Origin of the sequence: Rhodopirellula maiorica SM1 (assembly GCF_000346295.1) — a bacterium.
Taxonomy (GTDB): domain Bacteria; phylum Planctomycetota; class Planctomycetia; order Pirellulales; family Pirellulaceae; genus Novipirellula; species Novipirellula maiorica.
Map to the genome: position 1 here is coordinate 1 of NZ_ANOG01000999.1, position 22,089 is coordinate 22,089.

Genomic DNA, 22,089 nt, shown 5'->3' on the forward strand with positions numbered 1-22,089 from the left:
AACTGCATCGCCCTACGCCGTTCCACGGTTACTATCGCAGTTGCTTGAGCAATTGGCAGCCCAAAACCCTCACACGGAAGTCATCGCCGTCAGTCCAGGAGCTGAAAAAATCCCAGGCGTTCGGAACGCTTCCGCCCAGATAACATGGAGCACACGTACACGATGTCGTCTTCGCAATCATCGGGGCGTTCGTTCGGTTTGTGGCCCCAGTGATATCGCATCGACCATTGCATTCCAATACGCTCGTGCTGCACTGCAAGCATTTGCTTCCGACCAAGGGGCACAAACGGTCGTGGTCGCAGCAACAATGTCCGTCGCGTTACTTGCACAAAAGATGCTTCCTCAAGCCTGCGTCGTTTACTGGGTCCAAGGTATGCCGAGGCTGGGCCAAGAGTCGCTAGCGTCAAGCGCCGTCAACGCATGTCATGGGATCGTAGCACCTTCACGGGCCATTTACCGTGACCTATTCCAATTGATCTGTCGCGATCGATTTACGCCTCCGGTGTGGGTCATCCCGAATACCATCGACCAGTCACAGTTCAAGACAGAATCAGAGGCGACGATTCAGGCGACACGGCAACGACTGGGGATAGGTGAGCAAGATATTGCGGTGATGCACATTGGGCGTGCCCCCGAAAAGGGATTAAAAATCATTGAAACTGCGCTTGCGGTGGGAGAGTTTGATCGACGTGTGGTACTCGTCTCCGCCGGGGGTCCGACGCCGAACCGGCGACACATAAATCAGCATACAGAAGTTCTGGAGACCGGACGTGTCGCCCCCCAGGAACTAAACCAAATCTATCAAGCCTGCAGCATCGGCGTTGTCCCGAGTGTATGGTGGGAAAACTGTCCCGTTGCTTTGATTGAAATGATGTCGCTGGGGTTATGTCCTATTGGCTCGCGAGTGGGCGGGATCCCCGAGATGATTGAACATGGTGAAAGTGGTCTACTTGTGGATTCTCCTAACGACGCACAAGCGTGGGCGTCAGCATTGCACACCGTTATATCGGACGCAGCTTTAAGACAACGTTTAGCGACAGCAGCGAAAAGTTCGATGCAAACCCGCTTTAGCGCTTCACGATCAATTGAACAATGGTGCCAAGTACTAAACACGGTGCCGCTCAGCAACCGTATGTTGTAACAACCACTTCTGATGCAACAGCACGTTTCAATTTACTATCGTAACTGATTCGTCACTGCCGCGTTTAATCACGCTTGCCTCGAGAACCTACTGATGACAACACTTACAGATCTCGCAAACAAATATAATTCTGACAAAGGCGATCGGGTCGGTTGCTGCCATCGGTATACGTCACTTTACGAGTCACTATTTGCCCCCTACCGAGACCGCCCGATCTCGTTTTTAGAGATAGGATTGCAGCGAGAATTTTGCCAACACCAGCCCGACTGTCCATCTTTGCGGATGTGGCTCGAGTTTTTTTCGCAAGCGACGATCAACGGTCTTGACATTTCTGATTTCAGCGACGTTGAGATCCCTCGAGCGACCATTTTCCAAGCTGACCAAAGCGACGCTCGTCGACTCACCGAGATCGCTGAAGAGGTCGGCCCATTCGATATCATCATTGACGATGGCAGCCATGCATCGGCACATCAGCAGGTTACGCTAGGAGCCCTGTTCCCTTATTTAAAACCCGGCGGCCTCTATGTTATCGAGGACACTCACTGGCAGCCCGAACGAAGTGTCGAGCGACGAGAAGGGATTGAAACGATGCTCACAATCTTCAAACGGTTTTCCATTTATGGCGAATCCATCAAATCGCCTTATCTCAGCGACGAGCGTTGTCGCGAAATCGAGCAAAACGTCGTGCGATGCACTTTCTCGCATCCGTTTGTCGACGAAAACGCGAGACCGCAAAAACGATCGATGATTCGAGATATTTCTCGACGCGTCTTAAAGGGCAAGTCACGCCAATCGGACCAGCGTCTGTTCAAACTTATCATCTTGGAAAAAAAAGCCATGGAAGACCGCTCAGGGTTTGAAACTACCGCGGTCCAAATGACGTGTGATGCCGTTTAAATTCAGTAATTGGAATCACAGAAGCCAGATGTGCTGTTTTCCTTATCAGGCGAGCGAGAATTTTTTGGAAACTTTGAAGTGCCATGGGAAGCAAGGCGATTAAAATAACAGACTCATTGACCAATGTTATCTGGAATCGTCTAGACGCAATCCATCCGCGTAAACGTATTGGCGTCTCTGAAAGACGTTCAAGTAGAATCAAGCGGAATCGCTTGGGAGACGTTTTTTTGCAAGGTGAAAGATCTTCTTTATGCTTGATGTGCTCTGCAATACTAATCATGTCTCCAATGCTGAATCAACGCACGAACAACCTCTATTAGCCAACCGACTGCTTGTTGTTTACGAAAATCATCCGCTCGAATCGACGACCGTACGCGCAGTACCGAGACTTTTAGCGCAATTGGCAGTCCATTTTGCCAGTACCGCCAGGGCCACCGAAGTCATCACGATCAGTCCTGGAAATTCGCGATTGAAAGACGTGCGGTCGGTTTCAGCAACTTTAGGCTATACCGGACGTTTGAATTGTCGCGTCCGAGGCAGCCGCCTAGCACGTTCACTCGGGTTTCGCCAAAGCATCGATGCGACAACTGGCTATCAACGCATCAAGCAAGCGTTAATGCCGTTTGAACAGACGGCCGATGAGCGGACGGTCCTCGTTGTCTCGACCATGACGGCGGCAATCGTGGCAAAACAGGTTTTGCCACGAGCGCGCGTCATTTACTGGATCCAAGGGATGCCACGCTTAGGACAGGAGAGTCTCGCTTCGCGTGCGGTGGCGGCGGCTGATGCCATCGTGGCTCCGAGCAAAGCAATTTACGAAGATTTATTTGCGTTGATCTGCCGAGATCGCTTTTCAGCTCCTGTTTGGACAATCCCAAATTGGAGCAACCAATCTCAGGTCAAGACTCTCTCTGCTGCCGTCGTTGATGAAACAAGACAACGCATCGGGCTGACTGCGGATGATTTCGCAATCATGCATGTGGGACGTGCCCCAGAGAAAGGACTGCAGGTGGCGAAAACCGCATTGGCGATCGGACAATTCCAAAAGAATACCGTGCTAGTGACGATTGGGGGTGCCAAGAAGGAACGACGGCGTCTGAGCGATCGTGCCGAATTTCTGCAATTGGGCTGGCTCTCGCTGGAGGAACTGAACTCAGTTTATCAAACCTGCCAACTCGGCCTTGTTCCCAGCGTCTGGTGGGAAAACTGCCCACTCGCTTTGATCGAAATGATGTCGCTGGGGATTTGTCCAATCGGCTCGCGGGTGGGCGGCATCCCCGAGATGATTGAACACGGCAAAAACGGAATAATTGTCGACGCTCCTAACGACGTGACCGCTTGGGCATCCGCAATCGAAACCCTCGCAGGCGATGACGCACTTCGCAACCAGCTAGGACATCAAGCAAGCCTTTCTGTCCAGCAAAATTTCAACCAGCTACAATTATTGACTCGATGGCGACAGGTGCTCAATACAGCGGTCAGCACCGCCTCATGATCTCTACAGCACAATTTGAGCAATTTTCAGAGCTCAGCTCGTTTTCTCGAGTAATTTTAGCTGACTCTAACGCGGCTGCGTACGTTGCAAATGGATCGCAATTTGCCTCCAGGTGACATTATGAAGTCAGCAAAAATTGAAACCAGCATCTTCACCATTCACCTTCGGCAATGGTGAAATCATAGTTCCTCAGAAACCTGATAATCGATCGATTATCATAGATTAAGTTTGGTATTAGTTTGACACCATCACAAATACAAACCAAAGATATCGTCGCCTGTGTGGTCGGTGCACGTCCCAATTTCGTCAAGATGGGACCGATCCTTCGTGGCATCGCAGCCACGTCTCCCAACCTCCAAACCCGCTTGATCCACACCGGTCAACATTACGACGATGCGATGAGCGATTCGTTTTTCCGGCAACTCGGGCTGCCCAAACCGGATGTTTATTTGTCGGTCGGTTCGGGACGTCAAGGCGAACAGACCGCCAAGATCCTCGACAGCTACGAGCGATGGTTGCTCGAATGCGAACAACCGCCCGCTGCAACTCTGGTCGTGGGCGATGTCAACTCGACCGTGGGATGTGCATTGGCCTCGGTCAAGCTTGGGATTCCTGTGATTCACGTCGAAGCGGGACTGCGCAGCTTTGATCGGACCATGCCCGAGGAAATCAATCGCGTCGTCACCGACGCGATCTCGGAACTGCTATTGGTTAGCGAACCAAGCGGACGCGAGAACCTATTAAAAGAAGGCAAGTCGAACGAGTCGATCCGCTTGTGCGGAAATGTCATGATCGATGTATTGCGATCGCAACTTGATGCCGCTACGGCGCTTGATCCGCTGTCCAAAATGGGGCTGACCAAGAACCAATACGTTGTTTGGACAATGCACCGTCCATCCAACGTGGACGATCCGGAACTGCTGCATCAGCTGTGCGAATCGATGATACAAATTGCCGAACGCTTGCCCGTCGTTTTTCCCGTTCACCCTCGGACACGCAATCGACTAGAGGCAATCGGATTGTGGCAGACGCTCGAATCGAGTCCTTCGATCTTGGCCACCGCGCCACTGAGCTACCACGAATTGCTCGGGCTGACGTCCAATGCCAAAATCATCATCACCGATTCGGGCGGATTACAGGAAGAGGCGACTGCGCTTGAGATTCCATGTTTGACGTTACGAGAAAACACCGAGCGTCCCATCACTGTCGATGAAGGCACAAGCGTGTTGGTCGGACATGACGTTGGACTACTTGTCACGCTTGTTGATGATGTGATCGAGAACCGATTCAAGCAGGGAAAATGCCCCCAACTATGGGACGGATCCGCAGGCCGACGCGTGGGCAGCGAAGTCGCAGCGTTTCTAGCTGCTCGCAAGGAATCGTAAGTCAGGCGAAAATGAATAACTCTAATGAAGTCTCCATGAACGTCCCTTTCTTTCGTCCGTCGATTTCCGAAGCGGCCATCGCCGAAGTGACCGAGTGTCTTCGCTCGGGATGGTTAACAACGGGACCGCGGGTTAAACAGTTCGAATCGGAGTTTGCCAAGTTCGTTGGTGCCAAACATGCAGTTGCAGTCAATTCGTGCACTGCCGCACTGCACTTGGCTGTGGAAGCCATGCAATTAAAAGCGGGCCAGGGTGTCTTGGTACCGACGATGACCTTTGCCGCGACGGCGGAAATCGTGCTCTATCAGGGTGGGATTCCGATCCTCGTCGATTGTGATCCGGTCACACTGAATATGGATTTTGGCGACGCAGCGAAAAAATGGGAAGCAGCTCGCAGCGGAGCACTGACAGGTTCCCCAATCGAGGTCGTCGGCATAATCCCAGTGCATGTCGGGGGATTGATGATCGACATCGATCAAATCGCCGCCTTCGCACAGCAGCACGCGTTGTGGGTGGTCGAAGATGCCGCACATGCCTTGCCGTCTGCCTATCGCAGCAACGCCGATCAACCGTGGCGAATGTGTGGCGAGAATACCGCGGCGGTGACCTGCTATTCGTTTTACGCCAATAAGACGATGACCACCGGCGAAGGAGGGATGGCGGTCACGAGTGACCCGCTATTGGCAGATCGAATGCGGCAAATGTCGCTCCATGGTTTGTCGCATGACGCTTGGAAACGTTTTCAAGGCAACAGCCAATGGGACTATCAAATTGTTGCCCCAGGCTACAAATACAACCTGACCGATCTTGCGGCGGCAATCGGCTTGCATCAACTGCAGCGTGTCGAAGCGATGAGGCAAGAACGCGAAACCATCGCCAAATTTTTCTTCCAACGACTTCGCGGTGTAACCGAATTGGAGTTGCCTCCGCAACTCGAAAACCGCCTTCATTCTTGGCACCTGTTTCCCATTCGCCTGTGTCTGGATCAATTGAGCATTGACCGCAACGAGTTCATTCAATGTTTACGTGAGCGCGGTGTGGGATGCTCGGTCCATTGGCGTCCACTACACCTACATCCCTATTACCTGGAAACGCTGCAGTGGCGAGCATCCGATTGCCCCACCGCAACGCATGTTTGGAATCGGCTTGTGAGTCTTCCGCTATTCCCGGGTATGACCGATTTAGAGCAAGAACACGTGGTTCGCGTGGTCACTGAACTGTGTGCTCAATACTCATTGCGACAGCCAGCGGCCCAGACAAATCCGTCAGGTACATAATCACCGTGTCAAGCAAGACCTCGTCGATCGCAATGCCTCTGCTACAGGCGACACCGATTCAAACCGCCACAAAACGATGCTTTGATATACTTGCATCGGGCATCGGCATTTTGCTGTTGTCGCCGTTGCTGATTTTGATTACTGGAATTATTCGGTTTACCAGTTCCGGTCCAGTGCTGTTTCAACAAACACGTGTGGGACGGAATTTACAACCGTTTAAGATTCTGAAATTTCGCACGATGGTTGAGAATGCGCCGTCGTTGGGGCCTGCCATCACTTCGGGTGATGATCCACGGATCACTCGAATTGGAAAATTGCTGCGAAAAACAAAATTGGATGAATTGCCTCAACTGTTCAACATCCTCAAAGGGGATATGAGTCTGGTCGGCCCGCGTCCGGAAGTCCCCAAGTATGTCGAGATGTTCGAGGATGACTTCCGCCAAATCCTGATCGTCCGGCCTGGATTGACCGATCTGGCATCGATCAAATATCGAGACGAATCCGCGGTTTTGGCTCAGGCAGACGATCCGGAACGCGAGTATGTAACTCGTATACTTCCGGACAAGATTGAATTGGCGAAACAGTATGTGCGCTGCTCGTCGATCGCTTTGGACGTGCGGGTGATCCTGCAAACCTTGCTGCAACTCTTTCGCTAAGACAGATAGGTCGCTGAATCCTGGCACTGCGTGATCCGAAACGATCAGTACTTACCAAGATTCGCTCAGACGACGATCTCTTTACACGCTAGTGATCATTCCACCCAACCGCTACTGCGTTCGATTCGGGGACGCAGACCCAAGCGGGGGTTATGTGTTCTGATCCCCCATTTATTCCCCAATCTTCAGCTTCTCATGAGCATAAACCTGCTGCGAAGATTGTCATTCATGGGGTTGATCTTCTTGGGATGGATGCTGCCATCCTCCACGCGAGCAGACTCTGCTGCCGAACCTCCGTCGGAATTCATTCCGGTCGACACGTCTCGCTTGATGACGTCGCCCCATCCTTATATTTTGGAAAATGCGTTCCCTGAGTTAAATTTTGGTGATAAGGGGCCGTTGCAACTGCTAACGGCCCCCGGGGACGCTAGCCACGTCTACGTGCTGTGTCGGGACGGGGAACTGCACCAATTCATCAATGACAAGACGGCTCACGAGACCCGGGTCTTGTTTGACATTTCACACAAAGTAGCCCGAGAGGGAGAAGAGCAAGGGCTACTTGGATTTGCATTTCATCCGCAGTACCAGAAGAACGGCGAATTCTTTGCCGCCTATGCTACCGCAGCCGAATACGGCACCGCAGCGACTCTATTTGACCTAGCGGCAATATGCATCTTCCTGCTTGCTGCGATTTGGGGGGCAACCCTTCCGATCCCCCGCCGACTTGCCCAAGTCATTCTAATACTCTGCACCGCACCGCTCGCTGGTATGTTGGTGTTTCTCATCGTGCCGACTGCAGGCATAACCTCTATGCAAAAAAAGTGGATTGCTGCGGCCATAGTTGTCGCATGCTATGTGGTGATCGTAATCACCTACAGGATGTTATTGTCACGCAATGAAATACTAGTGCGTCGAATGGCGGGTTTCTGTGGCGGCCTAATGTGTGCCGCCGCAGCTATGATCCTCCTGACGTCGTTGATGGCAAGGTTTGTCGATCGATCGAGCGAATCAATCTTGACCTCACATACTGTCAAATTTCAGTCGGAAGTCGCCAACCGCTTAGCAAGACAAACGATCGAGCCAATGAAACACCGCTTACAGTCTTGGCTGCTTCCTCCCAAAGCAAAATTAGTTGTCTCTCGCTTTCGCATGCGACCTGACGATCAGCCGCCTGCCGATCCAGTCTCCGAACAGGTGCTGTTTTCCCTTGCTTATCCAAGTGTGTCCCATTACGGGGGATCTATCGAATTTGGGCCAGATGGTTTTTTGTATCTCGGCACCGGAGATGGCATGAATCAAGATTCGTCACAGGATCTAAGTACGTTGCACGGTTCAATTCTGCGAATCGACGTCGACAATCGAGATCCTGGATTGAATTATGCTATTCCGGATGACAATCCCTTTGCCGCCTTAACCACTCGCGGAAACAAGCGAGCAGAGATCTGGGCGTATGGTCTGCGCAACGTCTGGCGACTGTCCTTTGATCAAGAAAGCGGTCGCATGTGGGCAGGGGATGTAGGACTGAATCGGTTCGAGGAAGTGAACCTGATTCGTGGCGGTGCCAATTATGGATGGCCCCAGCGAGAAGGACTTTATCCTTTTGACGTTGGACATTCGTGGGACATGACCGCTCCCTCCGAAGCCGATTCGGAATCGCACTCACAATTTGTTGATCCCATCATTACTTACGATCACCGCTACGGGCGTGCAATTGTCGGAGGACGTGTCTATCGCGGCGACCAATTTCCTGAACTGCAAGGTGCATATCTCTACGGTGACTACGCCAGCGGAATGATTTGGGCATCGTACTATGATGGGACTGAAGTTACACGCACTATAAAACTCGCGAGCCCCAAAGTGCCGCTGGCCGGATTCGGTCAAGATGCAGGGGGAGAAATGTTTGTCTGTGCTCTTGATGGAATCATTTACGAGTTTCGCAAAGTTGAAGTCGACCATGAAGAACCGCAGCAACCTTTTCCTGAACATTTGTCCGATACAGGCCTCTTTTCGTCAGTAAAACAGTTAACTCCGGCTGCCGGCATGATTCCCTATCGTGTGAATGTGCCGATGTGGGCTGACGGTGCGAACCAGCAGCGATTTTTAGCATTGCCTCAGGCTGGTCAGGTCGAATTCTCGGTGGACGTGCCCTGGAAATTTCCCCAAGGCACCGTCTTCGTTAACCATCTCACGATCCCAGTCACGAACAAAGATCAACCAATTCGTCGACTCGAAACTCGATTGTGGGTCCACGGGAAAAATGGTTGGGACGGCTATACTTATGTTTGGAACGAAGAACAAAGTGATGCATCTTTAATCGAACTCCCCGAGCCTCGACCGCTCGAAGTTCACACCGAGCAGGGCTCGGACCAGAGACTTTGGCACTTTTTGACCAACGAACAGTGCAACGTTTGTCATTCCAAAGCCAATGGTTTTGTGCTTGGCCTGAATACATTGCAGATGAATCGAATCGAACCAGACGGAGTTTCGAATCAGATCGATCGACTTGAACGCTTGGGCGTGTTTCGAAATCCACTTCCCTTACCCCCCTCGACTTTGCCTTCGTTTGCGGATTGGGGTTCACGCTCCGGCAGCATCAAGGAAATGGCTCGCGCTTATTTGGCGGTGAACTGCGCGGTCTGTCACGTGCGTGATCGCCTTGGAATCACGCAAATTGATCTCCGCTTCACTACGCCTCTGGCAGAGACGAAGCTAGTAGGAATACGCCCGCGACGCCCCAAATCCAAGCGTTCAGCCGCGCGAGAATCTTTGATTGAACCGGGACATCCCGAGGATTCGGAGTTGCTTCGTCGTATCGAAGCGGAAGACGAAGACCGGATGCCCCCGCTGGGCCGATCCATGTCCGACTCTGAAGCTGCGGAAGTCATTTCCGCTTGGATTAGGGGAATGCGTGACGATGCCGGACACTTTGATCCCGAAGTGATGATTGCGATGAAGCCCGAGATAACGCGTGATCACGCTGTCACCGAGACATATGACGCCGAGTACGTTCGCGAACTGGCCGAGGAAGTGCGTCGATCCGGCGATCCCGATGCCGGGCATCTTATCTTTCTCTCGGACACGGCAAATTGCAAGTCCTGTCATCACGTGGGTCTCGATACTCATGCCGATTCTCTCGCCAAAGGCCCCGATTTGGCCGGCGTGAGTGTTAACAACTCGCTGGAGTCAATTATCGAGTCCGTACTTTGGCCGCAGCGGGTTGTGAAGAAGGACTTCGAGTTAACAGCCCTGTTGTTGGAGGATGGACGCGTCGTTTCGGGCTATGTCGTTTCCCAGACCGATAATGCCATGACGATTCGAGACCTACTGACAGGTAAACCAACAAAAGTCGACAAGGCATCGATTGAAGAATACGGCACCACAGGATCAGCCATGCCGTTCGGAGTCGCCAACCATCTGACTCGAAAACAACTACGCGACCTCATCGCCTACCTCGACTCACTAGACACTCCACCGCTTGATTCCCAGTCGGCGCGGCCTTAGTCGTCGCATTCTTCGAATTCCGATAATTGGTTGCAGGACTCTTCCGGCTCAAAGTCCTTTGAGATTGAAGATCCATGATCCGATGCGTGAGTAAACATTGACCATCAATGCTGTTTAACTCTCTAGCGTTTGCGATCTTTCTGTTGCTCACTTTTGTGTGTTACTGGTGGCTACAACGGTATTCACTACGAGTCCAAAACACACTATTGCTGCTGTCCAGTTATTTTTTTTACGGCTGCTGGGACTGGCGTTTTCTGTGTTTGATCGCCATCAGTTCCGCAATCGACTTTGTCGTGGGAATTCAACTTGGATCCACAACCCATCCACGCTATCGCAAGCGACTACTGACACTCAGCATTATCGCTAACCTTGGTATTCTTGGTTTTTTCAAGTACTACGGCTTTTTTGTTGACTCTTTTATCGCGGCCTCGGAACAACTTGGTTTCCAAGCTCACCCCCACACGTTGCAAATCATTCTGCCTGTGGGCATCTCGTTCTACACATTTCAATCACTCAGTTATACGATTGATGTTTATCGGCGACATGTCCAGCCAACGCGAGATTGGATTGCCTTCTTTGCTTACGTCAGCTTCTTTCCACAACTGGTCGCAGGTCCGATTGAACGCGCGGCACATTTGTTGCCTCAGTTTTTGTGCAAACGAACATTTAACCTCGCTCAGGCTAAAGACGGACTCCGCCAGATCCTTTGGGGTTTGTTCAAAAAAGTTGTCATTGCGGATAACCTTGCACCGCTGGTGGATGAAATTTTCGTTAACTATTCCGATCACAATGGTGTCACGTTGTTGTTGGGGGTGCTTTACTTTGCCATCCAAATTTATTGTGATTTCAGCGGCTATTCGGATATTGCGATCGGTACCGCCCGGCTGTTCGGTTTCGATCTGATGCAGAACTTTGCCTACCCCTACTTTTCTCGGGACATTGGCGAGTTTTGGCGGCGGTGGCATATTTCGCTGTCAACTTGGTTCCGCGACTACGTGTACATCCCCTTGGGCGGCAGCCGGAAGGTATCCAAAGCCCACCATTTAGCGAACCTGATAGTCACGTTTACGGTTTCCGGTTTCTGGCACGGCGCCAATTGGACTTTTGTAGTCTGGGGCCTCTTGCATGGGCTCTACTATCTGCCGCTGGTGATGACCGGCAATCATAAACGTCATCACGATATCGTGGCGACCGGACGCTGGTTACCCAATCTCCGAGAGTTTGTGCAGATGGGTTCCACGTTTGCCTTGGTGCTATTGGCCTGGGTTTTCTTTCGCGCCGACTCCGTTTCGCATGCGATCTCGTTTATCTCACACATGATGACATCCCCCTGGAGGGCTCCGACTTTGTTGAAAGGTCTACCCTACCTGGCTTTGCTATTCACTATTGAATGGGTGCAACGTAGCATGCCTCACGCATTGCAGATCGAGCACATGCCAGTGTGGGTCCGTTGGCCAGCCTACTACAGTCTGATTGTGGTGATGTTCTTGTATGGCAATACAGGTCACGTTCCTTTTATCTACTTCCAGTTTTAAGTGCAGCTCAAAAACGCCGCCGCACAGCAAACCGATCAACAATCCGCTTGGAAGTTGGCTCGCCGACTGCTATGGTTCCTGAGCCCGTTGCTATTAATTGCACTCGTAACCGAGCTGTCATTATGGAAGACTGGCGAGACTTGGCCAGCGATTTACGCAGTGCGTCAGCAGCAAATCGCTGCTGAAGAAACGATCTACTGTCGCGACTTTCTATCACAGCAATTTGGCGTTTACAAATTTGCTACGATCAAGAGACGCAACCCCGAGATTGTTGCCATCGGCAGTTCACGCGTGATGCAAATCCGTGACTTTATGTTCTCGCCGCTGCAAGAATCTTTCTACAACGCTGGCGGGATGACTCAAAGCGTAACGGAGCTAGGCGAGTACGTTGAACTGTTAGAGCAAGACAAACTTCCCAATCCCAAGGTCGCTATTATTGGTATCGATCCCTGGTGGCTGAAGAGTGAGTATCACCGCGACAAATCGTGGCTGGCCCAACAGGACGAAGCATTCCAGTTTGCATCGCACATCAATGCATTGAAACGAATCGTGCGTCAGAATCGGTTTTCGGAATTATACACCGCCGTCACGCATTCCGACCGCAGTCCCTTTTTCGGTTATCGATGCATTGGAACCGCTGCGTCAAAATATGGCAGCGGCTTTCGAAAAGACGGATCTTGGCAATACTCGCCCCAAATTATCCTGGAACTTGCGCAGCAACAACAATATGTTGACCGCGAAGTTCCTCCGATCATCGATCGGATTCACTCTCACTTCGGCAACTTTTCGGCCCCGGCAACATGGGACGAGGAAAAATCAGCAAGACTGTTGAGTCTTATACAACGGTTACAAACACGTGGCACCGAGGTGTTGGTGGTGATGCCACCTTATTCCTCGGACTGCATACACTCTTTGTCTGTGGATGCCGATTTAAAACAATGGTGGGACGCTTATCAACAAGGCTTCGTCGACACACTTCGCGTCCATGGCATTACGGTATTGCCTGCATCGGATCCTAGTCAGTATGGACTTGATGATACCTACATGATCGACGGATATCATCCTGGTGAAGTCTTCATGGGACACATTGTGCTCGAACTACTTCGCTCGGCACCGCAGGAAAGCCTACTGCAGCAGGTGAACGCTCAGGCACTACGAGCGAAACTCGACTCGGCCTTCTCTCCTCTCGGTTTCGCGGCGCCACAAAGGCACTCGCCGAGAGTCACGATGCGAAGTCCATCACGCTAAAGAGCGACGCGGCCGAACCGCGCAACAGCTGTATCGCCTCGCTCTTTCTTCTTCCCTTAAATGACCGAATTTCTGCTCGGTCAAAATTGGTAAAAAGGGGACAAACACGTTAGGATAGAATCGACAGTGGGGGATCCCTCCTACGAACGCGAATCATTTCGCGCGTCATGATCATGATCCAGACGTGGCTTCTCAGCCACAGGAGTCGCGGCATGTTATTCAATCGAAGGGTGGGACAGTCGCCGGGCTCCAGAGCGGGCAAGCGTCAAAAACGACGGAAGATCCTCGAGCACCTTGAACCGCGACTGCTGCTAGCCAATAGTCCGCCAGTCATTTCAAGTTCAATCTCGGACCTGACCACTGAAGCGGGAATCCCATTCGAATACGACCTGCAGCCGACCGGATACGTTGTGTTTGGATATGGCGTTGGTGGAGTTGGGCTCTCCGCGACCGACAACTACTTCGCCAGTAACGTCAATTTCTTAGGGTCTTGGCAGGATGTTACTTTCACTGGCAACACCGTCTTCACGGAGAGCCCGTGGTATGCTGCTCAGATCAGCGAGTCGGGTACTGCACTGGACGAGTATACCTGGGACAACAATGCCTATGTCACGGACGCTGAATCGCCATTTATCATCGAAGGTGTGTTTGAAACATTCGATCAATGGCGAACGCAAACCGGGTTCGACGCGTCGAGCACGCTGACAACTTCGATCAGTGGGACACACGTCACCGTACGTCCCAATGAATATGAACCGGGGCGTGGGCATGCCGTAGTTTACAACTGGGACCGACTTGACAATGTCGATCTGGACTTGTCATCGGTGGTAGATCCTGGAGCGAATTTCGAGATCTACAATGTTTTGGATCTCGACGGTGCGCCGGTACTCTCCGGAGTCTACGATGGTAGCGCAGTGTCGCTTCCGATGACGGACGTGGCCTCTCCGATTCCGATCGGCGCGGCCCCGGTTGCTCCGCTGGTGGTCGATAAGGAATTTGGCAGTTTTTTAGTCGTCTCGGATGCCCCCTCGGTTCCCGCTACGGGAAACGAGTTCTTCGTTTCTCCTGCGGGGACTCCGCAGGGTGACGGCAGCCTAAATGATCCGTGGGATCTATGGACGGCGATGAGTCATCCAGAAGCGGTTTCTGCCGGTGACACCATTTGGATACAGGGTGGATCGTACGTCGGTGCCTTTACCAGTCATCTTTCTGGCACACCGTGGAATCCGATCTGGGTTCGCGAATGGCCCGGCGACGAAGTCATCATCGATCTGAATAATGGCTCGCCTCGGACTTCCGAGATTCTCACGATCGAAGGTCAACACACCTATTATCAGGGTCTTGAAATCTTTTCGAGCGATTTGTCGGGGCGAATCACATTCGAAGGCGGGTCGTGGCCCGATGATATCAACCGTGGCAACATCAACGTGTTTGGCGATCACGTCAAACTGATCAACTGGGAAATCCACGACATCAACAAAGGGATCGGATTTTGGTCGCCCGCCGATGGCGGCGAGGTCTACGGATCGCTGATCTACAACAACGGTTGGTCCGGTCCGAGTTTCGAGCACGGACATGGAATCTATTCGCAGAACGAGGATTTCAATCGACGATTTGCGGATAACATCCTCTTTAATCAGTACCGGCACGGCGTCAAGATTTTTGGTTCTAGTTCGGCAAGTCTGAAAAACTATGTTTTGGAAGGAAACATTTCGTTCAATAACGGTGCCGCTTCAAGGGAAGGATTCGAAGGCTCTTGGCAATACTACATCGGTGGTGGGTCGCTGGCCGAAAACATCACCCTCAACCAGAACTACGCGTACGCAAGCAGACGTGCGATTCGAGATCCCGATGCGTACGATGTGGTAACGTTCTCGGCACAGCAATCCAACGGTGATCCGTTACCAGCGTGGCTCGATTTGAGTCGCAATGACGAGAACGAAGTTTACCTCAAAGGGACACCCTCGCCGGCAGACGTTGGCACGATCGAGATCGAATTGACCGCAACCGACATCGCTGGCGAATCGATCACGGAGGTATTCCAGCTGACCGTGGAACCGGTGAATCAGGCCCCCACGGTGATCGCGGACGTCGAAGATCTGTCGCTGCGTCGAAACGAAGGTATTTCGTTTGACGTCTCCGTTGCTTTCGATGACCCAGAGGATCGTCCAATGACGTATTCGCTTGCTCCGCAAGCGGGCGGCGTGATCCCAAGTTGGATCGGTATCGATGCTAACTCCGGGGTCATTTCGGGAGCGGCGGTGGAGCTTGGAACGATCGCGTTGGAGGTTTTTGCGATTGACGACGCGGGCAACTTTGTCTCAGATGTATTCACCCTTACCGTCAACAATGCGACGGTGGTCGAACTATTTCCGCTGAATCCGTTTGAACAAAAGCTTGATGGTCAATGGCAAGGTTCCACCGTCGCCTCGGACGGCAAGGTTTACTTCGCGTCGTCGACTCACGCGCACGATGCCGCTGGACTGTTCTTTCAATACGACCCGAGTACCGGTGAAGTCACACAGATAGGCCCCAACGTCAGTGCGATTTTAGGCGAAGATCCACACAATCAAGTACCGCAGGGAAAGCTGCACAGCCCGATCGTTGAAGCCAACGGATGGCTGTATACGTCCACGTTTGTGGGAAACTACTGGGACGAAGCTCTAAACGCATTTACAGGGGCGCATCTGTTCGGTTATGAGCTGGGAAGCACGGAATTGGGCACTCCGAACTTTATCGACTTCGGCATTCCAATCCCACGGTACTCTACCTATTCGGCCGTCGCGATTAGCCCAGACGGGCATTACCTATGGTCTATTGCATCGCCATGGGCCGCCGCCGACGCGGCTGTTTCGGGAGCACACTTGTTTCGGACCGAGATTGCCTCTGGCATCATGCAGGACTTCGGTGTACTCACGCCAGACATCAATGCGATCCAGGGCGGGTTTGCCATGCATGTCGACGCACGCGGCGACGCCTGGATCACCATGATCGGCGGCGTGGATCGCTTGTTCGTGGGGCGGGCGGCGAGCAGCACCATTGATGTGTATCCTGGCGCCCTGCCATCCATGACAAGCGCCGATGATCCCGACGCGTTGTCCGCTTACCAGGATGCCAGTTGGTGGCGGTGGGGGCAATCAATCGACGATGAACGATTCTTGTTCACGATTCATGACCGCTCGGCTCCGTTCGCAGCGCGGTCCGGTGGCTCGCTATGGGAATTCGACGCCAGCAAGACCACCGACGGCGACCTCGGCGATGCGTTCCGCGAGGTGGCTTGGATTGGGGGCAACAACCTGGGCATGACCTACGACGATGGAATCGTCTACTTCGTCCGCCGCAACGACGGTTCGCACGATCCCAAGATCAATGCGGTTCAAGGCAACGGTGAATACTGGTCCAACGCTTCGGACACCGGCGAACGACTGCATCTGTACAGCGTTCATGTTGACGATCCCGACAGCGTGATCACCGATTGGGGCCAAATTACCGATGCCGATGGTCGGATTCCTTGGCGAATCGAAAGCATTTCGGCCAACACGGCGACTGGGGAAGTCTATCTGACCGGCGACTGGGTGATGCTGGAAACCGATCCAAACTCGTGGCGTACGTTGCGGCATGACGGTGATACATCAACGACGTATACGTTGCACATTCGTGGCCAAGCATTCGCCGTGGCGCAGACGATTGCCAGTTCCAACGAACCGCCCCAGCTAAATGCCGAAATTGCTGATGCGACGATCGATGAAGACACCCCCTACATCTTGGACGTCGCTAACCACTTCAGTGATCCCGACGGCGACGCGTTGACCTATTCAATCAGCCGCGATGGGGGAGGCGTGTTGCCAAGTTGGATCTCGATCCATTCAAGCTCCGGCGTGATCAGCGGCACTCCGTCCAACGACGATGTCGGTACGCTCACGATCAGGGTAACCGGGACGGACCCTGGATTCGCAAGCGTTACCGATACGTTTGAATTGACAGTCAATAACACTAACGACGTACCCTTTGTGACCATCCCAATCCTGGATCGAGCGATTCCGGCGAATGACTCGCTGGACTATGACGTCTCGGATTCATTTGACGACGTGGACGACGGCGACTCACTAACGTACTCTGCCGCACTGCCCGATGAGCCGACACTGGAATTTGAGCCGATCGTTTCTGGATTGGATACTCCGGTGGTCGTGACGCATGCCGGCGACGAATCGGGCCGTCTGTTCGTCGTCGAAAAACGAGGCGTGATTCACATCGTCGAAAACGGATCCGTCTTGCCAACTCCGTTTCTCGACATTCGCTCGCAGGTCATATCCAGCAGTGACCGTGGGCTATTGGGGCTGGCTTTCCATCCCGATTACGCTACCGCGGGCGCACCGGGGGAAGGCCAATTCTTTGTCTACTACGTCGCGGCGGCGACGTTCGGCGGCGACTATGACGGCGTGCTCTCAGAGTTTGCTGTATCCGCGGACGATCCGGACATTGCAGATGCTGGTTCCGAAACGGTACGGCTGCGATTTGATCTGCCTGCGGGGCATATTGGCGGCGACCTCGCATTCGGCCCTGATGATCACATGCTCTATCTCAGCACCGGCGATGCAGCCTACGGCGGCAGCGGTGATCCCAATAATCACGCACAGGATCGGAATCTGCTGTTTGGCAAGGTCCTTCGTATTGATGTCGACGGCACCAACGGCCCGGACGGGACCTATGGCATTCCGGCGGACAATCCATTCGTCGGCGAATCCAATGTGCGTGAGGAAATCTATGCTCTCGGATTTCGCAACCCATATCGTTTTTCGATCGATGACGGACCGGATGGGACGGCGAGCCCCGATCGAATCTTTGTTGGCGACGTCGGAGAAAAGGCTTTCGAAGAAGTCAATCTGGTCGTCAGCGGAGGCAACTATGGCTGGCGAATCCGCGAAGGAACGCTGACGTTCACCACCAGCGACGCCGATCCAGGAAATCTGATCGATCCTATCGCCCAATACGTCAATCCTGACGTCGGCGTTTCGGTCATCGGCGGCCACGTCTATCGCGGCAGCGACACCCCCTCGCTAACCGGGCGTTATGTGTTTGCTGATCTAACCGGTCGTATCATGATTCTCGACGAAGCGGCTGGCGATTGGTTGCTGTCAGACCCCATCATTGTCGGTGGTAATCCGTTTTCGGAAATGATTGTCAGTATCGGAGCGGACCAGAGCGGTGAATTGTATGTCGCGACGCTATCGTCGATCTACAAAATCACCGCGAATCCGGTCCTGGACGATCGAAGTCTGCCGGCATGGTTATCGTTTGATCCGGCAACCGCAACGTTCACAGGCACACCCGACAATGGCGACATCGGTACCACGACGATCGAGGTCACCGGCACCGACTTGGCCGGCGAATCTGTTTCCGACACGTTTGATCTGACGGTCAATTTTGTGCCGCCGCAAGCCGACCTCGTTGTCACGATCAGCGATTCAAGCGATCCGGTGATCGTTGGCGAGAATCTTGTCTACACCGTTTCAGTCAGTAACGAAGGTCCGAAGATTGCCCAAGACGTGGTGCTGACCAACCACCTTCCCTCGGAGGTGCAGTTTGTTTCCGCAACGACGCCATGCGATGAATCGGCGGGCATTGTCAGTTGTGCTCTTGGCGATCTGATGGTGGGAGATGCTGAAACGTTTTATATCGAAGTCATACCCACGGTTGCGGGGCAACTGACAAACACCGCTAGCGCCGCGTCCAGCACTGCGGATCCAAACACGGATAATAATGCCATCAGCGAAACTACCGTTGTCGATCCATTGCGGGCCGATTTGTTTGTCACCATCCGTGATGACGCTGATCCTGTGCAGGAGGGGGATCACGTCGTTTACACATTGACGGTCACCAATGAAGGCCCTAATCACGCTGTCGGGACGGTGCTTACGACCACATTGCCGGCCTCGGTGACGTTTGTGTCATCATCATCGGACTGTTCGGATGACGGCGGCGAAATCACATGCAACATCGGCGATTTGGCCAGCGGGCAAACGGTCGATCTCCAAATCGAAATGGCGACGACCACTCCAGGTGAGATCAGCAATATTGCGACCGTCACGTCGGACACACTCGACCCGAATTCGACCAACAACGTCAACACCGAAACGACCCAGGTGGATGCGATCTTGGCCGATCTCGAGGTGACATTGGTCAACGAAGAAAGCCGAGTCGACCTCGGAGACAACATCACCTATCACGCGACGGTCACCAACAACGGACCATCCCCCGCAGAAAACGTTGTATTCACAAACACGCTTCCGACCGACGTCGCTTTCGTTTCCTCGACGCCCCTGTGTACCTACGCCACAGGAACCATCACATGCGAGCTTGGGGATCTGGAATCCGGTGAAACGGTCGATCTCGAGTTCATCGTTTCTGCTACCGAATCGGGCCAGCAAATAAGTACCGCGACTGTAACCGCAGACACCAGCGATCCAGATGCGTCAAACAACTCGATCAGCGAAGCGACGATGGTCGCTGGGCCTCCCGGATCGGCCGATATCGTTTTCGTGAGTTTTGAATCGAGTGGTCGCGTTGACAACATTCCCTATGATGACGAAGACATCCTGGCGTTTGATACCACCACGGGCAAATGGTCGTTGTATTTCGATGGCTCGCATATCGGCTTTGCAAACGTCGATGTCGATGCGTTTCATGTTGAGCCGGATGGCAATATCCTGCTCAGCTTCGATGGCAATAAAAGTATCAGCGGGTTTGGGCTGGTTCGTGATTCCGATATCTTGCGATTTCGTCCGACCGCTCACGGTGCGCTTACCGCAGGTAGCTTCGAGTGGTTCTTTGATGGATCCGATGTCGGGTTGGCACCCACCAGCGGCGATGTCGATTCCATTGGCTTTACTCCCGATGGGCGTTTGCTCGTCAGCTTGATCGGCAACTATTTGCTTTCGGACATCTCAGTGAGTGGCGACGATTTGCTGGTTTTCGATGGCGCTCAGTTTGGCGAGAACACCTCCGGCAATTGGTCTCTCTATACCGACGGTGCCGACGTCGGACTCGATGGAAACAATGTCAAAGGCGTATCGATGGATGCCACCAGCGGTGAGGTCCATGTCACCACCGCAAACGAGTTTTCAAACGGCACGATCACTTCTGGTAGCCGTGACATCCTGACGCTCTTGCCGCGAATCGACGCTCCCGGCTCGTACACGCTCAGCGAGTGGTTCGATGGCGTGACCAATCGAGTGGCCGAGGACCAGTCATTTGATGGTATCCAAGTCGGATCCTGGACCGGCAGCGAAGTGTTTGGACAAGAAGTGATCTACATGAGCCCCGCAAGTAATTTATACGCGGGCGGCTTCTACGTCGCCGACGAAGACATCGTCTATCACGACACGCGGACCGGCAGCTGGCAGCTGTTGTTTGATGGATCGGACGTTGGCATCACAACCGACGTTAACGCCTTTCATCTGCTCGATGACGGCAGCATGCTGATGAGTTTCAACACGACCACCGCCATTCCTGGCGTCGGCTCGGTGCTGGCACCGGACATTGTCCGCTTCATTCCTAGTTCAATCGGCGATCATACCGAAGGCGAATTCGAACTCTATTTTGACGGTTCCGATGTCGGGCTTACCACCTACTACGAAGACATCGATGCGATCAGCTTGGATCCCAGTGGTAATCTGATCATCAGCGTCAGTGGGCCTTATAGCGTCGATGGTGTCAGCGGCAGCGACGCGGATCTACTGAAGTTCAATGCCACCTCGTTGGGCTCGGAGACGGAAGGCAGTTGGCAAATGCATTTTGATGGATCGGACTTGGCCATGACGTCGTCTACCGAGGACATTACCGGGGTCTCGACACATCCGATCACCGGTCAGATCTACTTCACCACACTGGGCAACGTCGCGACAGGCACCTTCAGTGGCGCCGGCACTGATGTTCTCAATTGTATCGGCGGCAGCATTGGTGACGCCACCACGTGCGAGGTGTCAAACCTCTATTCCGCCGCCCCCAACGGATTTTCACAGTCGCTTGATGCGTTGCACGTGGCCATCCCATCCGATCTAAGCGGCGTCGATTTGGCCGTATCCGTTAGCGGCCCTGCGGAACCGGTTGTCGTTGGTGATCAGGTCCGCTTTACGTTGACGCTCACCAACCATGGTCCTGCGACGGCGGAAAACGTTGTCCTGAGTAATGCGTTGCCCTTGGATGCATCGTTTGTCAGTGCCTCACTAGGCTATACGCTCGACTCCGGTGCGCTGACCTTTGAACTGGGGGATGTTGACGCCGGCGAAAGTCTGCCACTAGAGGTCATTGTCGCGACATCGCAGCCAACAACGCTGGTCAACACCGCTAGTGTTGATAGCGACAGCGAGGATCGAGTTGCCGCGAATGACACTCGCACCGCCACCGCCGTGGTCAATCCCGTTCTCGCTGATCTGGTCGTCACGCAGTCCGATGGGGCCGACCCCGTCACCGCCGGTGACTCGATCACGTACCAAGTCGCAATCCGCAACATCGGTCCTCAACCGGCTGCCGATGTTGTCGTGACCAACACCCTTCCTGAAAACGTCGAATTGGTCTCGACGTCGCTGCCCTATTCGTTGTCTGGTCGGATTCTTACCTACCAGCTTGGCGATATCGACTCCGGGACACTTCGCAACATCGATATCGAGGTCCGAACGACCACGACCGGCACGCTAACAAACTCGGTCCAGGTATCCTCGAGCACCGTTGACCCTGACACCGAAAACAACGACTCGCAGGAAACCACCGAGGTGAATCCGCCGCAAGCCGATCTGCGGGTCACCCTTGACCACTCGGCGGATCCTGTCATCGTCGGTGACAGCTACCGCTACGACTTGACCGTGACCAATCTTGGCCCCGAACCCGCGACCAACGTTGTTCTAAGTAACGCCTTGCCCGCCGGAACCCAATTTGTCTCGGCCACCTTCCAGCGG

At 53.3% G+C, this 22,089-nt stretch carries 10 protein-coding genes; all 10 read left to right on the plus strand.

The window, feature by feature from the left end:
• Positions 1 to 1,141 (plus strand): glycosyltransferase family 4 protein (locus RMSM_RS43185; RefSeq protein ID WP_040770673.1); only part of this gene is annotated, 1,141 nt, incomplete at its 5' end.
• Between the two features lie 93 nt (positions 1,142 to 1,234).
• Entirely contained in the window at positions 1,235 to 2,038 is an 804-nt protein-coding gene (locus RMSM_RS37635) for a class I SAM-dependent methyltransferase (RefSeq protein ID WP_144058117.1), read from the plus strand.
• Between the two features lie 250 nt (positions 2,039 to 2,288).
• Entirely contained in the window at positions 2,289 to 3,533 is a 1,245-nt protein-coding gene (locus RMSM_RS32320; RefSeq protein ID WP_008707592.1) for a glycosyltransferase family 4 protein, read from the plus strand.
• 239 nt (positions 3,534 to 3,772) lie between these two features.
• Positions 3,773 to 4,918 (plus strand): non-hydrolyzing UDP-N-acetylglucosamine 2-epimerase, encoded by a 1,146-nt coding sequence (gene wecB, locus RMSM_RS32325; RefSeq protein WP_008707594.1) that lies wholly within the window; start codon positions 3,773 to 3,775, stop codon positions 4,916 to 4,918.
• An 11-nt stretch (positions 4,919 to 4,929) separates the two neighbouring features.
• The gene (locus RMSM_RS32330) at positions 4,930 to 6,195 is read left to right on the plus strand and encodes a DegT/DnrJ/EryC1/StrS family aminotransferase (protein ID WP_201767104.1); all 1,266 of its coding nucleotides are present in this window, start codon (positions 4,930 to 4,932) and stop codon (positions 6,193 to 6,195) included.
• A gap of 5 nt (positions 6,196 to 6,200) precedes the next feature.
• Positions 6,201 to 6,851 (plus strand): sugar transferase, encoded by a 651-nt coding sequence (locus RMSM_RS32335; RefSeq protein WP_008707604.1) that lies wholly within the window; start codon positions 6,201 to 6,203, stop codon positions 6,849 to 6,851.
• 195 nt (positions 6,852 to 7,046) lie between these two features.
• A complete protein-coding gene (locus RMSM_RS32340; protein ID WP_081614418.1) occupies positions 7,047 to 10,352 on the plus strand; it encodes a PQQ-dependent sugar dehydrogenase in 3,306 nt (1,101 codons plus the stop codon).
• A gap of 107 nt (positions 10,353 to 10,459) precedes the next feature.
• On the plus strand, positions 10,460 to 11,887 hold the full coding sequence (locus tag RMSM_RS32345) for an MBOAT family O-acyltransferase (protein WP_008707606.1): 1,428 nt from the start codon (positions 10,460 to 10,462) through the stop codon (positions 11,885 to 11,887).
• Positions 11,888 to 13,135, plus strand: coding sequence for an SGNH/GDSL hydrolase family protein (locus RMSM_RS32350; protein ID WP_008707607.1), 1,248 nt, complete (start codon positions 11,888 to 11,890; stop codon positions 13,133 to 13,135).
• 212 nt (positions 13,136 to 13,347) lie between these two features.
• A partial coding sequence (locus RMSM_RS37640) for a putative Ig domain-containing protein (RefSeq protein WP_160168423.1) occupies positions 13,348 to 22,089 on the plus strand: 8,742 nt, incomplete at its 3' end.